Genomic DNA, 14,693 nt, shown 5'->3' with positions numbered 1-14,693 from the left:
GACCTACGCCCCGGAAGCCGTGGGGCGCGGGTCCTCGGGGGTCGGGGCCGTCACGCGTCGGGTGCCGCGTGGACGCGTGCTCCGTCCACGAAGGTCTGCAGGACCCGGGTGGCCGCGATCTCGTCGGCCGGGCGCGCGAACGGGTCACGGTCGAGGACGACCAGATCGGCCGCCTTGCCCACGGTGATGCTGCCGGTCAGGGCGTCGAGGTGGTTGGCGTAGGCGCTGCCCGCCGTGTACGCGGCGAGGGCGGTGCCGAGGTCGAGGCGCTGTCCGGGCAGGAACTCCGGAGTGCCCTCGGGAGCGTCCGGTGAGACGCGGTTGACGGCGACGTGCACGGCCTGGAGCGGGTCGGGGCTGCTGACCGGCCAGTCGCTGCCCGCCGCGAGCGTGGCCCCGGACCGCAGCAGATCGCCGAACGGGTACTGCCGGGCGCCGCGTTCGGGGCCGAGGAACGGCAGGGTGAGCTCGTCCATCTGGGGTTCGTGGGCGGCCCACAGCATCTGGAGGTTGGCGGTGGCACCGAGCGCCCGGAACCGTCGTACGTCGTCGGGGTGCACGACCTGGAGGTGCGCCAGATGGTGGCGGGTGTCGCGATGACCGTTGGCGGCGCGGGCGGCCTCCACGGCGTCGAGCGCCTCGCGCACCGCGCGGTCGCCGAGGGCGTGGAAGTGCACCTGGAAACCGAGCGCGTCGAGTTCGGTGACGTACTTCTTCAGCTCGCCCGGTTCGACGAAGCTGATGCCGCTGCCGTCCGAGGCGCACCCGCAGCCGGTGAGATAGGGGTCGAGCATCGCGGCCGTGTGGTTCTCGGCTATGCCGTCCTGCATGATCTTCACTGTGCCGGCGCGGAACCGGTCCACGCTCAACTCCGCGCGCCGCGCGAGCAGTTCGGGGATCTGCTCGGCGCCGCGCTCCCGGTCCCACCACAGGGCGCCGACGACGCGGGCGGTGAGGAGCCCCCGGTCCAGGGCCGCGCGGTACGAGGGTGCGGGGTCGGTCATGTTGGCGTACGCGCCGACGATGGCGTCCTGCCAGGCGGTGACCCCGTGGGAGTGCAGCACGGCCTGGGCGCGCAGCAGGGCGGCCAGCTGTTCCTCGGGGGTCGGCTCGGGCACCAGCCGGCCGACGAGATGGACGGCGCCCTCCTGGAGCATCCCGGTCGGGCGGCCGTCGGCGGCGCGTTCGATACGGCCGTCGGCGGGATCGGGGGTGTGGGCGTCGATCCCGGCCAGCTCCAGGGCCCGGGTGTTGACCCAGGCGCCGTGGTGGTCGCGGTTGGGCAGGAAGACGGGCCGGTCGGGGACGATCGCGTCGAGCGCGGCGGCGGTGGGGGCGCCGCCGGGGAAGGCCTCCAGGGACCAGCCGCCGCCGGTGATCCACTCGATGTGCGGGTGCTCGTCGGCGTACGCCCGGATCCGCCGCAGGTACTCGGCGGGGTCGACGGTGTCGGCGAGGTGGCACAGGCCCAGTTCCAGGCCCGCGCCCTGCGGATGGACGTGGGCGTCCTGGAAGCCGGGCAGCAGCAGCTTCCCGGTGAGGTCGACGACCTCGGTGCCGGGCCCGATGAGGGCGTGCACCTCGTCGTGGCCGACGGCCGTGATCCGTCCGCCGTGCACGGCCACGGAGGTGGCGCGGCTGCGTGCGGGATCGACGGTGTGGACGGGCCCGCCGGTGAGGACGAGGTCGGCGGGGCCCGTGACCTGGGACTGGGGCATGCGGAAGAACTCCCTGGGCGATGGAGGGGCGGCGGAGGGGCGCGCGGGTCGGACGAGCACGCGGGTCGGACGGGGCGTGCGGGTCGGACGGGCGCGGGCGGTCAGACGGGCGTGCGGTCCATGGGCAGGGTGATGGCCTCGGCGTCGGTGCCGCGTCCCGTGGCGAAGTACGGCGACCGGCGGACGTACTTGGCGACGGCCGCCATCCCGAGACCCACCAGGACGATGACGGCGGGCAGCGAGAACATGAACCACCCGTTGTCCGGGCTCAGTTCGAAGTGGTCGCTCATCGTCAGGTAGGAGTATCCGAGGTAGCCGCCGAGGCCGAGCAGGATCAGTCCGGACACGGCGGGCACACCCACGGCGAGCACCGCCGCGCGCACCCCCTCGTGCCGGGCGGAACGGAAGCGGACGGCGCACGCGAGCGCGGTGAGGCCGTAGTACAGGGCGACGAGCAGGCCGATGGCGTTGACGGCGGCCAGCAGCATGTCGCTCAGCCGGGGCAGGGCGACGGCCAGCAGGGCGATCGAGGCCGCGACGGCCAGGACGACGACCGTGCCGGCGGCGGGGGTGCCGTAGCGCGGGTGGACCCGGGTCCACAGCGGGCCCATCGTGCGGTCCCGGCCCATCGCGAGCAGCCCGCGTGCCGTCGGGATGAGCGTGGACTGCACCGAGGCCGCGGCGGAGAACATCAGGGCGATCAGGGGCAGCGTGGCCCAGGGCTCGGCGGCCAGCTTCTGCCCGAGGTACGGCAGGGCCTGCGGACCGTTCTCGATCAACTCGGCGAGGCTCATCTCCCGCTGGAAGGCGACGGAGGCGAAGAGGAACAGGCCCAGCATCGCGAACAGCGCGATCAGGCCGCCCCGGGCGGCGTCACCCGGCTTCCGGGTCTCCTCCGTGACGCTGAAGGCCGCGTCCCAGCCCCAGAAGAAGAACACCGCGAGGACCATGCCCTGGGCGAAGGTGGTGCCGTCGGCGATCTCGAAGGGGTTGAACCAGGACAGCGAGAAGGACTGTTCGCCGGTGACGAGGGCCCAGCCGCAGAAAGCGATGAGCACGGCGTACTCGAAGACCAGCAGCGCGAACTGGAAGCGGGTGGTGGCACGGGTGCCGGTGACGGCGAGGGCGGTCAGGCCGAGCAGGAGCACCAGCCCGACGGCCGTGCTGACGCCGGTGGACGTCGGATCCAGCGCGATGCCCGCCAGGCTGTTCAGTCCGGCCTTGTTGGCGAAGATCAGGACGACCGAACCCATGACGGCGCTGGTGTAGGCGCAGAAGACGACCGAGCCGGCGATGGTGACCCAGCCGGTCAGGAAGCCGGGCCACGGTCCGAGGGTCCTGCCGACCCAGGCGTAGCCGTTGCCGCAGTTCGGCTCCGAGCGGTTGAGCCGCGCATAGGCGGTGGCGATGCCGAGCACGGGCAGGAAGGCGAGGAGCAGGAGGGCCGGCCCCTGGAGGCCGACGATGGTCGCGATCGTGCCCATGCCGATGGCGATGCTGGTGGTGGCGGCCGTGCTGGAGGCGGCGATGGCGACGCCGTCGACCACGCCGAGGGAGCGGCGCAGTGGGGTGGATGACATGGAGGCTCCTCGTGGGGAGGGTGACGAGGTGAGAGCCGCGCGGGACTGTGATGGAACACCCGGCGTTCGTCTTGCGTCAATGCTGTTGACATAAGGGCACCCGACCCCTTCACTGCCGGTACGCCTCCCGACCGACAGGAGTCCCTCGATGTCCACCCGTGTCCCGCAGGAACGCAGCCGCCGCCGCCCCACCCGCTCGGGCGTCGTGCTGTCGGAGGAGCTGATCGTGGAGACCGCGCTGCGGCTGATCGGTGAGCACGGCCCGGAGGCCCTCAGTGTGCGCCGGCTCGGCACCGCCCTGGGCTGCGACCCCAGCGCCCTCTACCGCTACTTCCACGGCACGGACGACCTGGTGCTCGCCATCGCGGACCGCATCATCGGCGACGCGATGGCGGGCTTCGTCCCCGGGGACGACTGGGTGGCCGCCCTGCGCGACATGGCGCTGCGGGTCCGCGACGGGTATCTCGCCCACCCTCGCGCGGCAGCCTTCGCCTCGTACCGGGTCACCCGGCGCCCGAACGAGATCCGCGCCGTGGACACCGGCATCGGCCTGCTGCTCGCGGCGGGCTTCGGGCCCGCCGACGCGCCCCGCATGTATCTGACGTTCATCGACACCGTGCTCAGTCACGCGGCCATGGAGGCGGCTCTCCTGGCGCTCCCGCGCGGGCAGCGCGAGGCGGACGAGAGGGCGTGGAGCGAGGTCTACCAGGGGCTGGATCCGGCGTCGTACCCGGCCCTGACCGCCGTACGCCACAGCCTGCGCAGCATGGGCGACAGCTCCTTCGAGGACGCGGTCGACCTGCTGCTGGAGGCGTTGGCGGCCCGTGCGCCGGGGAGATGAACGCGGGTTCGTCTGCTGCGGACGTCGCCTTCGCTCCGAACTGCAAGGGTTTGCCGCAAAGGAGTCTTCGCAAAGAGTTCTTCGCGAAGAACTCTTTGCGAAGACTCCTTTGCGGTTTACTCTCTGTGCTGTGACCGACGTGACGAAGAGGCCCGACGGCCGGAGCGCTGAAGAGAACTCCGTTGTTCTGGACGCCAAGGGCCTGCGCGCCATGGCGCATCCGGTGCGCGTGCAGCTGATCGGGCTGCTGCGGAAGTACGGCCCATCGACAGCCACCCGACTCGCCGAGCGGCTTGGGGTCAACTCCGGGACGGCCAGCTATCACCTGCGCCAGCTGGGCGCGGCTGGTTTCGTCGAGGAGGACACCGAGCGCGGCAACGCGCGAGAGCGCTGGTGGCGTTCGGTGCATCAGATGACCGAGCTCAACGACCGAGAGCTGGTCGATCGAGAGCCCGAGGCCACCATGGCCTTTCTGCAGTCCGTCGCCACCGCTTACACCCTGCGCGCTCAGCAGACGCTGAACGAGCTGCAGACGATGCCCCGCGCGTGGCGGGACACCTTCGACATGAGCGACTGGGCCTTGCGGCTCACGCCCGAAGAGGCCGTCGGCATGCGGCAGGAACTGAGGGACGTGATCGCCCGGTACCGGAAAGACACGCCCGAGGCGGCGGCGACTGCCCCCGAGGGGGCCCAGCGGGTCGGCGTCATCGCACACATCCTGCCGGAACTGGACGCGCCCGCCGCGCCGGAGGTGCACTCCGGTCCGGAGACCGTGGCAGGAGCGGAGACGTCGTGACGGGGGACGCCTTAGCCGCTGACGACATGTCCAGAAGGCGGTCCTTACGGCCTCTGGGCGGGGTATTGGCGGCGATGGCCGTGTCGCTGACCGGTACCCGGGTCTCGGCGCTCGCACTGCCTTGGTTCGTCCTGGTCACGACCGACAGCGCCACCCGCACGGGGCTGGTCGCCTTCTTCGAGGTGGCTCCCTACGTGGTGGTCAAGGCGCTCACCGGACCACTGGTGGACCGGGTCGGCCCACGGACCGTCTCCTGGACCACGGACCTCACCAGCGCGACCGCCGTCGCCGCCGTCCCGCTCTTCCACGCCCTGCACCTGTTGTCCTTCCCGCTGCTGCTGGTCCTGGTCGCGGTGATCGGTGGCGCCCGCGGACCCGGAGACCTGGCCAAGGAAGTCATGGTCCCGGAAGCGGCCGAGCGCGCTGGGGTGCGGCTGGAGCGGGCCACCGGCCTGTCCGGCGCGACCGAGCGGCTCGCCTCTACCGTCGGACCGGTCGCCGGTGGCTCGTTGGTGGCGCTCCTGGGCCCCTTGACAGTGCTTCTCGTCAACGCGGGTTGTTTCGCTCTCGGATCGGTGATCATCGCACTGGCGCTGCCTCGCCGAGTGGGAGAGCCGGCCGAGGGCGCCTCGTCGCGGGCAGGGGAGACAAGGGCGGGCTACTGGAAACGCTTCGGCGAAGGTTTCGCCTTCCTGCGTACCGAGCCGCTGCTGCTCACCGTCATCGTCATGGTGGGCATCACCAACCTGCTCGACGCCGCGTTCACGACGGTTCTCATGCCCGTCTGGGCCAAGGAGTCCGGCAACGGGCCGACGGCGATCGGTCTCACCGGCGGCGCGATGGGGGCCGCGGCGGTTGCAGGGAGCCTGATCGCGGCCATGGCCGCACACCGGCTGCGCCGCCGACTCGTGTTCTTCGCCGGGTTCCTGCTGGCCGGTGCCCCAAGATTCCTGATCCTCGCCTCCGACGCTCCGCTGGGAGCGGTATTGGCCGTCTTCGCGGTCAGTGGATTCGGTGCGGGCTTCCTCAACCCGGTGATCGGGGCCGTCCTCATCGAGCGGGTCCCACGCCCGATGCTGGGCCGGGTCAGTGCGCTCGGCGACTCGCTTGCCTGGGCAGGTATCCCTCTCGGCGGGCTCATCGCGGGGGCGGTGGTGTCCTCCGCCGGACTCGTGCCGGTGCTGCTGGTCTGCGGGGCCGCGTACTTCCTCACCACGAACCTGGTGGGGCTGCGGCCGGAGTGGCGAGAGATGGACCGCAGGACAGGGAGGAGCACCGCACCCAGGCACCCCGAGGAAAGCGCTCCGCGGCCCAACACCAAAGCCACGACGTGACACAGGGGAAGCGGGAGCTCCCCGAAGCCGAGCGTGGCGATCGACTCAGCGCCAGTCGTCGATCACGTAGGCGTCCGGGTGGCTGTAGCCAGGTTCGTTGGGCTTGTGCATGGTCACGCCCTGCAGCCAGGTGCGGAAACCGTGGTCGACCATGGACCGGTAGGCGTCCTGGCGGGCCAGGTTCATTCCGGCGTCCAGTTGCCCCAGCCCCCTCTCGGCGGCCAGTTGCTCGCACGCGTCCAGCAGCCGCTCGAACCGGTCCGCGGCGTCCCGGCCGGGGCGTACGGCGCCGAATTTGACGAAGCACACGTCCTCCCCGGCCTCGGACCCCGCTCCGCAGTGGCAGACGGCCAGACCGTCGAGATCCGAGCCGGCGCCCTCCAGGAGGATGGTGTCGCCGAGCCCCTGCGCCTGTGTGGCCATGATCTCGCGCTCCAAACTCAGGCCCTCGTACACGGCCCCCGTCAGTGCGCGACCGAGGCTCAGTGCTTCGGACCGCTCGGGGGCGGTCAGCCCGCTGTACAGCACGCGGCCGGAAACCGCGGCACTGGCGGTGACCTGCTTCTTCATGATGGCTGTGAGGAAGCGGGGCCAGAAGCCGTACCGGCGGTAGAGCTCGAGGTGCTTGGGACTGTGCGAGAAGGTGAACAGTCCGAGGTGGCGGTTCTCCCAGGTGTCGAAGCAGGCCATGACCGGTTCCATCAGACGCCTGCCGATGCCCTGGTCCCACAGGTCCGGACGGACGGTCAGCGGGCCGAAGAACCCGACGCTGCCCCAGTCGGTCGCGAAGTTCGATCCGGCGACCTCGCCCTCGACGGTCGCCGCGAAGGCCGCGTGTGGATCTGCCGCCCAGCGGGTGCGGACATAGTCGGCGGTCCCGAAGAACGTCTCCGGCTCCGGGGCCCCGAGGAAGGTTCCGAAGGCGATCCTGAAGATCTCGTCGGCCCGGTCCAGGTCCGGCTCGGCCAGCGGGCGGACCGACACCGAGGCGGCGACACTCGTTCGCTTCGCTGCGGGCATGATCGCTCTCCTTTCCGCCCCGGTTCCATCGCACCACGGACGTGCGCCGCGGGCGAAGCGACAGCTTCGGCCCCACCTCGAGGAGGCGGGTCAGGACCGGAACGCGGACCGCTGCGCCGACGCCGAGCCGTGTTCCGCCCGGAGCGAGCCCGGAGCGAGCCCCTCGGGCGAGGACCATCGAGCGCCGATCGGACAGGACGCGACGGCCCTCCACGCCGAGCGGACAGGAGGGTGCCCGTCACCGCCGGCTTCGTGGTCGGCCCTGGCCCCCTGCGCGCCCGATGACGTCAGCTGACGTCGGCCGACGGCGTGGAACGTTCCACGTTCTACGGGGCCTATCGGAGCGCCGGCGGCCGACGACGGGGCGGGGCCGTGCTGCCCCGCGTCACCAGGTGGGGGATCGACGCCGTGACCACGGCGCGGTCGCGTCGTCCGTCGACACGTTCCAGCAGCAGTCGGGCCGCGGTCTCGCCCATCAGGGCGCCGGCCTGGTCGACGCTGGTGAGGCTCACCGGGGCCAGCGCCGCGACCGACGTGTTGTTGTATCCCGCGAGGGACAGGTCCTCGGGGATGCGCAGACCCAGCTCCGCGACGGCCCGGAAGACGCCGGTCGCGGCGACGTCCGCGCCGGCGAATATCGCGGTGGGCGGGCGCGCGGAGGTGAGCAGTTCCCTCGCGCCCCGGTAGCCGCCCTCGTCGGAGTAGCCGGAGTGCACGATCCGGGCCAGGTCGGCCAGCCCGTGCCGGGCCATCGCCGCACGGTAGGCGGCCCGGACGTGGTGCTCGGGCCGCTGCTCCCACTGGGTGCCGCGCACCGTCGGATGCGACAGGTGGGCGATGTCCCGGTGCCCGAGGCCGACGAGGTGGTCGATGACCAGGTCGACGCCCGTGCCGTCCTGGTTGACCACGCAGTCGTACGCCGGGGAGGGGTCGTGGTGGCCGATCACCACCGTCGGTACCTCGGCCGCGAGGCGCACCACCTCCGTGCGCCGCACGGCGGGCGCGATCAGGATCAGGCCGTCCATCCGCCGGTCCACCATGGCGTGGATCAGCCTGGTCTGGTCCTCCATCTCGGACGAGCCGCTGGAGCCGAGGAAGAGCGCGTACTCGGTCTCGCGCAGCGCCGTGTTCACGCCGTCCAGGAGGTCGGCGTAGAAGGCGTTGCGGATGCTCGCGAGGAGAACGCCGAGCGTGTACGTACGCCCCCGCATGCCTCGCGCGGCGGCGTGCGGGCGGTAGCCCAGCTCGGCCATCGCCGTCCGCACCCGCTCATGCATCGCCGGGCTCACCCCGTAGGCGTTGTTGAGCACCTTCGACACCGCCGAGGTGGACACCCCGGCGCTGCGCGCGACATCGGCGATCGTGACTCGCTTCGAGCCGCCGGTTGATTGCACTGGGGGACCCACCTCCGTCGTCACGCACCGCTCTGCCTCGTCGGCGTTTCGGAACGTTACTCGCAGACTCCTTGACGACTCGGCCTTCCTCGCCTCAATCTTTGGGCGTTCCCCGTGTGGCACGTTTTACGAATGAGCCGCATACGGTCTCGGATTGAATCGATTCAATCCGCCGCCGCAACCCGCACCGAGTCATCGCCGTAGGAGAGCCGCCATGCCCGACATCACACGCCGGTCCACCCTGCGCTCGGCCGTAGCCGTGGCCCTCGCGCCCACCCTGGGCTCGCTTGTGCTGCCCGGGCTCGCGTCCACCGCGTCCGCAGCCGTCTCCTGGACCGCGAAGTGGATCTGGGCCCCGACCAGCGCCACCAACCAGTGGGTGGCCTTCCGTAGATCGTTCACCCTCGCCGCGGCGCCCTCGAAGGCGGTCACGCAGATCGCGGCGGACTCGAAGTACTGGTTGTGGGTGAACGGCACCCTGGTGGTCTTCGAGGGCGGGCTCAAGCGCGGCCCCAACCGCACGGACACCTACTACGACGAGATCGACCTTGCCCCGTACCTGAAGAGCGGCGGCAACACCGTGGCGCTGCTGGTGTGGTACTTCGGCAAGCAGGGCTTCTCGCACAACAGCAGCGGCAAGGGCGGGCTGCTGTTCCAGTCGGCCATCGAGGTCGGCGCGAACACCACCCGGCTGGTCAGCGACACCGGCTGGAAGCACCGAGTCCACCCCGGCTACTCGAACAACACCAGCGGTACGCAGGTCAACTTCCGGTTGCCCGAGTCCAATGTGCACTACGACGCCCGCGCCGCCGCCGTCATGTCCGGCTGGCGGTCGCCCGGGTTCGACGACAGCGCCTGGACCGCGCCGACCGACTTCGGCGCCGCGGGCGCCGCACCCTGGAACGGCCTCGTCGAGCGCCCGATCCCGCAGTTCCGTTACTCCGGCCTGAGGACGTACACCAACGCCTCGTCGCTGCCGACCACGGGGCGCGGATCCACCGGGATCTCGGCCACGCTGCCGTCGAACATCCAGGTGACCCCGTTCCTGAAGGTGGACGCACCGGCCGGAGCCGTGATCGGCATCCAGACCGACCACTACGACGACGGCGCGGGCCTGACCGGGATCGAGCCGGGGACGCAGTACAACATGCGCGCCACCTACATCTGCGCCGGCGGGGTGCAGGAGTTCGAGTCGCTGGCGTGGATGAGCGGTACGGCGGTGCGGTACACGATCCCCGCCGACGTGACGATCCTGGAGCTGAAGTACCGGGAGTCGGGCTACGACACCGACTTCGCCGGGTCGTTCAGCAGCAGTGACCCCTTCCTGGACACGCTGTGGACCAAGGCCGCGCGCACGATGTACGTCAACATGCGCGACAACTACATGGACTGTCCCACCCGTGAGCGCGCCCAGTGGTGGGGGGACGTGGTCAACCAGCTCAAGGAGGGCTTCTACACCTTCGACACCAGGTCCCACGCCCTCGGCGAGAAGGCCATCGCCCAGCTCGCCGCCTGGCAGAAGTCCGGCGGCGCCCTGTACTCCCCGGTGCCCTCGACGATCTGGACCGCCGAACTGCCCGTCCAGATGCTCGCCTCGGTGTGGTCCTTCTGGACGTACTACCTCTACACCGGCAACGAGAGCGCCGTCACCGGCGCCTACCCGGCGGTGAAGAAGTACCTCGACCTGTGGACCCTGGACGGCGACGGCCTGGTCAACCACCGGGCGGGGGACTGGGACTGGGAGGACTGGGGGAACGACATCGACGCCCGTGTCCTCGACAACTGCTGGTACTACCTCGCGCTGGACACCGCCGCCAAGCTCGCCGACCTCAGCGGCAACACCGGCGACGTGGCGGGCTGGAAGTCGCGGCGCGACAGCATCAAGGCCAACTTCGACCGCGTCCTGTGGAACTCCTCCCGGGGCGAGTACCGCTCACCGGGCTACACCCGTGACACCGACGACCGCGCCAACGGCCTCGCCGTCGTCGCCGGCCTGGCCCCCGCCTCGCGCCACAAGGCCGTCACCGAGGTGCTGCGCACGCACCTCAACGCCAGCCCGTACATGGAGTTCTACGTCCTCGAAGCGCTCTACCTCATGGGCGCGGCCACGGTCGCCGAGGAGCGGATGCGCAACCGCTTCGCCGCCCAGGTCACCGACCCCGTCTGCCACACCCTGTGGGAGCTGTGGGACAAGGCCGCCGGCACGGACAACCACGCCTGGAACGGCGGCCCCCTGTACGCCCTGTCCGCCTACGCCGCGGGCGTCCGCCCGACCGCGCCCGGCTGGAGCAGGTACGAGGTGGTCCCGCAGACCGGCACTCTGACGAAGATCAACACAGTCGTCCCCACGGGCAAGGGCGACATCCGCTTCGGGATCACCCGCGACGGCACCAGGGCGACCCTGACCCTCACATCGCCGGGCGGCACGACCGCCCGGGTGGGCGTGCCCACCTACGGCGGCGCGCAGCCCGTGGTCAAGGCGGGCGACACCACGGTCTTCAGCGGCGGTTCCGCCACCGGCGGCGTCAGCGGGCTGACCTACGACGGCAAGGACGCCTCGTACGTCTACTTCCTGCTCCAGCCGGGCGCGTGGACGCTCACGGTCACCGGAGCGGGCCGGCTCGACAACCTCGCGCTCGCCCGTCCGGTCACCAGCAACAACAGCCTGGAGAACGGTGAGTGGGGCAGGAACCGGCTCACCGACGGCAAGCTCACCAGCGTCAGCGGCGCGCGGGGCTACACCAGCAACGACTTCCCCTCCGCCGATGTCGGCGCCAACCCGGTCTGGGTGGAGGTCGACCTCGGCGCCGACACCGACCTCGACGCCGTACGCCTCTTCCCCCGCACCGACACCCCGGCCGCCGGAGGTGGAACGGCCGGATTCCCGGTCGACTTCACGATCCAGACCCGCCCCGAGGGCGGCGGCACCTACACCACCGTCCGCACCGTCACCGGGCAGGCCAACCCCGACGGCCGCGTGCAGACGTACGGCTTCAGGACCACGACCGCCCGGTACGTGCGGCTCCAGGCCACGCGGCTCGGCGCCCCCGCCACGGACGAGTCGGCCAAGTACCGCCTCCAGCTCGCCGAACTCACCGTCCCCACCGCCGCGACCACGGTCACCGGCAACTGCACGCTGGAGAACGGTGACTGGGGCAAGACCCGCGTCCTGGACGGCACTCTCACCAGCGCGGCCGGCGCCAAGGGCTTCACCAGCATCGACTTCGCCTCCGCCGATGTCAGCGACACGCCCGTGTGGATCGAGCTCGACCTCGGCGCGGACCGGGCCGTCGGCACGGTCACCCTCCACCCGCGCACGGACACCAGTGGTGCGGGCGGCGGCACGGCGGGCTTCCCGGTCGACTTCACGATCCAGACCCGCCTCGACGGCGCCACCTCCTACACCACCGCGCGCACCGTCACCGGCGAACCCAACCCCAACGGAGCCGCCCAGACCTACACCCTCACCTCCGCCACCGGCCGCCACCTGCGGCTGAGGGTCACCAGACTCGGCCGCCCCGCCACCGACGAGTCCGCCAAGTACCGCCTGCAACTCGCCGAGATCCGCGTCGGCTGACGGCTCCGCCCCTTGCGGAGAAGGGCTCCCCACGAGTACGAGACGCAGGCCTCGTACGTCTCGTGCGGGAGCCCTTCGCCGTGGTCGACTCCCGTCACGGACAAGCTCGTTCCCGCGGTGTGAACCGGGACGCGACGGCGAGGACCCGGCGCCTCGGCGAACTCCCGATCAGCTTCCTGCCGGTAGCGGTCTTCGGCGCGGCGACAGCCCGCGGTACCGTGACCCGACCGGTCGGCCGACACGCGCGCCGCGCCGCGCCCCGCCCCGACGCAAGGGCCCGGTCGTTCACCCGCCCGCGACGGCGCGGGTGCGGCCACCGGCGGGACGGGAGACCCTGACCTCGGCCGACGACCCGCACGCACCCGCCGACACCGAGGCCGCGGAGGAGAACGACCATGACCGGACCGGCCCACGAGTCCCCGCAGGGGGTACGCGGGATCACCCTGGACGCGGCGGGGCTGCCGCTCTCCGCGCTGCTCAGCGAGCCGCCCGGCGGCTCCCCGCGCGCCGTCGTGGTCGCGGTGCACGGCGGCGGCATGAACGCGGGCTACTTCGACTGCCGGGCCCACCCCCAGCAGTCGCTGCTGACGCTCGGGGCGAGCCTCGGCCACACCGTCCTGGCCGTGGACCGGCCGGGCTACCGGCATTCCGCCGCCCTGCTGCCCGAGGGGCAGGGGCTGGCGGAGCAGGCCGTGTCGCTGCGCGCGGCGCTGCGCGACTTCGCCTCCCGGCACGACACGGGCGCGGGGCTGTTCCTGCTCGCCCACTCCTACGGCGGCAAGGTGGCCCTCACCGCAGCCGCCGACCTGCCGCGAGCCGCCGACCTGCCGCGAGCCGCCGACCTGCCGCGAGCCGCCGACCTGCCGCGAGCCGCCGACCTGCCGCAGGCCGCCGATCCCGGCCCGCCGCACCTGCTCGGGATCGACATCTCGGGCTGCGGCCATCTGTACGCCGTCGAGCCGCACGAACTGCCCACCGCCCCCGACGGCGGCCGACTGCGCAGGAGCTGGGGGCCGCTGCGGCTCTATCCCTCGGGCACCTTCCGGGAGAGCGGCTCGATCGTCGAGCCCGTGCCCGCCCTGGAACGGGCCGAGCTGGCACGCTGGCCGCTGCTCTTCCGCTCGACCGCGCCGCGCGTCCGCGTGCCGGTACGGCTGACCTTCGCCGAGCACGAGGCCTGGTGGCGCCATGACGACGAGGCCCTGGCCGATCTGGTCGCGCACTTCACGGCCGCCCCGCAGGTGACCGTCGAGCGTCAACCGGCGGCCGGACACAACATCAGCCTCGGACGGGCCGCCCGCGCCTATCACCTGCGCGCGCTCGCGTTCCTCGAAGACTGCCTGGTGGCCCGCGAGACGACCCCAGCCCCCCGCGCCGTCAGCCCCCTGCCGTCCACCGTGGCCTCCCGCGACGGAACGGAGGCCGACGACGTTCATATGTGTGCAGAGCGGTGAACACGACATGCCGCTGCGGGCGGATCGGTGCACTCAACCGCCCCGCATCCACGCCCGCGTCCCGAACGACGCGCACGCCCGCGAGGCCACCGCCGCCGCTCCGCGCAGGGCCCCGACGAAGCCGTGCGACGTCAGCCCGTCCTGCCCCGCGAGGCCATGGGCGAGCGCCCCGTGCAGGACGTCACCCGCGCCCAGCGTGTCCGCGACCTCCACGACGGGAACCTCCACCGTGCCGCCGCCGTCGGGCCCCGCCCAGACGAGGGGCCGCCCGCCCCGGCTGACCGCCGACCAGACGACCCCGTGGTCGCGCAGGAACCGCAGGGCGTCGGTCGGCCCGCACCCCGGTGTGTCCCTGCCGGGCGGACGGAAGTCCTCCGAGACGACGGCCACGTCGATCGACGGCAACAGCCTGTCCGTACCGGCCTTCCAGCTGCCGCCGTCGAGCACGGTGCGCCGACCGGCCGCCCGCGCTCTGGTGGCGGCGGCCACGGCCAGTTCCATGTGGTGGCCGTCGAACTCCACGATGTCCGAGGCCGCGACCCACGCGTCGAGATCGTCCGGCGGGTCGAGCCGGCGGCCCCTCGCGTTGGTGGAGGCGACGGCCCGGTCGCCGCTCGACGCGGTCACCAGCACGGAGGACACGGCCGGCGGCTCGACCGAGTCGGCCGCCAGGTCCACCACGGTCACGCCCAGCCGGTCCAGATCCGCCGCGACAGCGGCCCCCAGCGGATGGCGGCCGATCCCGGTGAGCAGCGTGGCCGTACCGCCCAGATGGGCGAACGCCACCGCCGCGTTCGCCGCCGGGCCGCCCGCGGCCACGAGCTGCTCACGAGCCGTCAGCTTCTCGTTCGGCCCCGGCACCCGGTCGACGAGCTGCACGACGTCCACCGTGCACAACCCGACGAACAACCCCCGCGGACGCCTCCGCCCATCCGCCGCCCCGCCCCCTGACTCCACCAAGGTGTCCTCCTCACGATCG

General features: G+C 72.0%; 10 protein-coding genes. 5 read left to right on the top strand and 5 right to left on the bottom strand.

Going from position 1 to position 14,693, the window contains the following annotated elements:
• Positions 1–50: 50 nt before the first annotated feature.
• On the bottom strand, positions 51–1,718 hold the full coding sequence (locus tag K1J60_RS01615) for an amidohydrolase (RefSeq protein ID WP_220644555.1): 1,668 nt from the start codon (positions 1,716–1,718) through the stop codon (positions 51–53).
• A gap of 101 nt (positions 1,719–1,819) precedes the next feature.
• Positions 1,820–3,298 carry an APC family permease gene (locus K1J60_RS01610; RefSeq protein WP_220644554.1) on the bottom strand — a complete coding sequence of 493 codons (1,479 nt, stop codon included), beginning with the start codon at positions 3,296–3,298 and terminating at the stop codon, positions 1,820–1,822.
• A gap of 148 nt (positions 3,299–3,446) precedes the next feature.
• On the opposite strand from K1J60_RS01610, the gene K1J60_RS01605 reads away from it, so the two are divergent.
• The 3 genes from K1J60_RS01605 to K1J60_RS01595 all read left to right on the top strand — a co-directional run bounded on the left by K1J60_RS01605 (position 3,447) and on the right by K1J60_RS01595 (position 6,269).
• Positions 3,447–4,139: a TetR/AcrR family transcriptional regulator gene (locus K1J60_RS01605; protein WP_220644553.1), complete on the top strand. Its 693-nt coding sequence runs from the start codon at positions 3,447–3,449 to the stop codon at positions 4,137–4,139.
• A 130-nt stretch (positions 4,140–4,269) separates the two neighbouring features.
• The gene (locus K1J60_RS01600) at positions 4,270–4,935 is read left to right on the top strand and encodes an ArsR/SmtB family transcription factor (RefSeq protein WP_398683092.1); all 666 of its coding nucleotides are present in this window, start codon (positions 4,270–4,272) and stop codon (positions 4,933–4,935) included.
• A 74-nt stretch (positions 4,936–5,009) separates the two neighbouring features.
• On the top strand, positions 5,010–6,269 hold the full coding sequence (locus K1J60_RS01595) for an MFS transporter (protein WP_398683091.1): 1,260 nt from the start codon (positions 5,010–5,012) through the stop codon (positions 6,267–6,269).
• Positions 6,270–6,314: 45 nt separating this feature from the next.
• Here the strand turns inward: K1J60_RS01595 and K1J60_RS01590 are convergent, their stop codons facing one another.
• Positions 6,315–7,289 carry a GNAT family N-acetyltransferase gene (locus K1J60_RS01590; protein WP_220644551.1) on the bottom strand — a complete coding sequence of 325 codons (975 nt, stop codon included), beginning with the start codon at positions 7,287–7,289 and terminating at the stop codon, positions 6,315–6,317.
• A 335-nt stretch (positions 7,290–7,624) separates the two neighbouring features.
• Complete coding sequence (locus K1J60_RS01585; RefSeq protein WP_220644550.1) at positions 7,625–8,683, bottom strand: LacI family DNA-binding transcriptional regulator; 1,059 nt, start codon at positions 8,681–8,683, stop codon at positions 7,625–7,627.
• A 214-nt stretch (positions 8,684–8,897) separates the two neighbouring features.
• Between K1J60_RS01585 and K1J60_RS01580 the strand changes: the two genes are divergently transcribed.
• Together K1J60_RS01580 and K1J60_RS01575 are read left to right on the top strand one after the other, a co-directional pair.
• Positions 8,898–12,260: an alpha-L-rhamnosidase-related protein gene (locus tag K1J60_RS01580; protein WP_220644549.1), complete on the top strand. Its 3,363-nt coding sequence runs from the start codon at positions 8,898–8,900 to the stop codon at positions 12,258–12,260.
• A 395-nt stretch (positions 12,261–12,655) separates the two neighbouring features.
• Positions 12,656–13,714 carry an alpha/beta hydrolase gene (locus K1J60_RS01575; protein ID WP_220644548.1) on the top strand — a complete coding sequence of 353 codons (1,059 nt, stop codon included), beginning with the start codon at positions 12,656–12,658 and terminating at the stop codon, positions 13,712–13,714.
• Positions 13,715–13,747: 33 nt separating this feature from the next.
• Here the strand turns inward: K1J60_RS01575 and K1J60_RS01570 are convergent, their stop codons facing one another.
• Positions 13,748–14,674, bottom strand: coding sequence for a PfkB family carbohydrate kinase (locus K1J60_RS01570; protein ID WP_398683090.1), 927 nt, complete (start codon positions 14,672–14,674; stop codon positions 13,748–13,750).
• Between the last annotated feature and the right edge of the window lie 19 nt (positions 14,675–14,693).

This window comes from Streptomyces akebiae (assembly GCF_019599145.1).
Classification (GTDB): Bacteria; Actinomycetota; Actinomycetes; order Streptomycetales; family Streptomycetaceae; genus Streptomyces; species Streptomyces akebiae.
Note: the sequence above shows the minus strand (reverse complement) of the source record. Positions and strands in the feature narration are given on the sequence as shown.

What these genes read in the sequence shown, in the direction of transcription:
- K1J60_RS01615 (WP_220644555.1), bottom strand. Translation starts at nt 1,718, where the DNA reads ATGCCCCAGTCCCAGGTCACGGGCCCCGCCGACCTCGTCCTCACCGGC.
- K1J60_RS01575 (WP_220644548.1), top strand. Translation starts at nt 12,656, where the DNA reads ATGACCGGACCGGCCCACGAGTCCCCGCAGGGGGTACGCGGGATCACC.
- K1J60_RS01580 (WP_220644549.1), top strand. Translation starts at nt 8,898, where the DNA reads ATGCCCGACATCACACGCCGGTCCACCCTGCGCTCGGCCGTAGCCGTG.
- K1J60_RS01595 (WP_398683091.1), top strand. Translation starts at nt 5,010, where the DNA reads ATGGCCGTGTCGCTGACCGGTACCCGGGTCTCGGCGCTCGCACTGCCT.
- K1J60_RS01590 (WP_220644551.1), bottom strand. Translation starts at nt 7,289, where the DNA reads ATGCCCGCAGCGAAGCGAACGAGTGTCGCCGCCTCGGTGTCGGTCCGC.
- K1J60_RS01605 (WP_220644553.1), top strand. Translation starts at nt 3,447, where the DNA reads ATGTCCACCCGTGTCCCGCAGGAACGCAGCCGCCGCCGCCCCACCCGC.
- K1J60_RS01610 (WP_220644554.1), bottom strand. Translation starts at nt 3,298, where the DNA reads ATGTCATCCACCCCACTGCGCCGCTCCCTCGGCGTGGTCGACGGCGTC.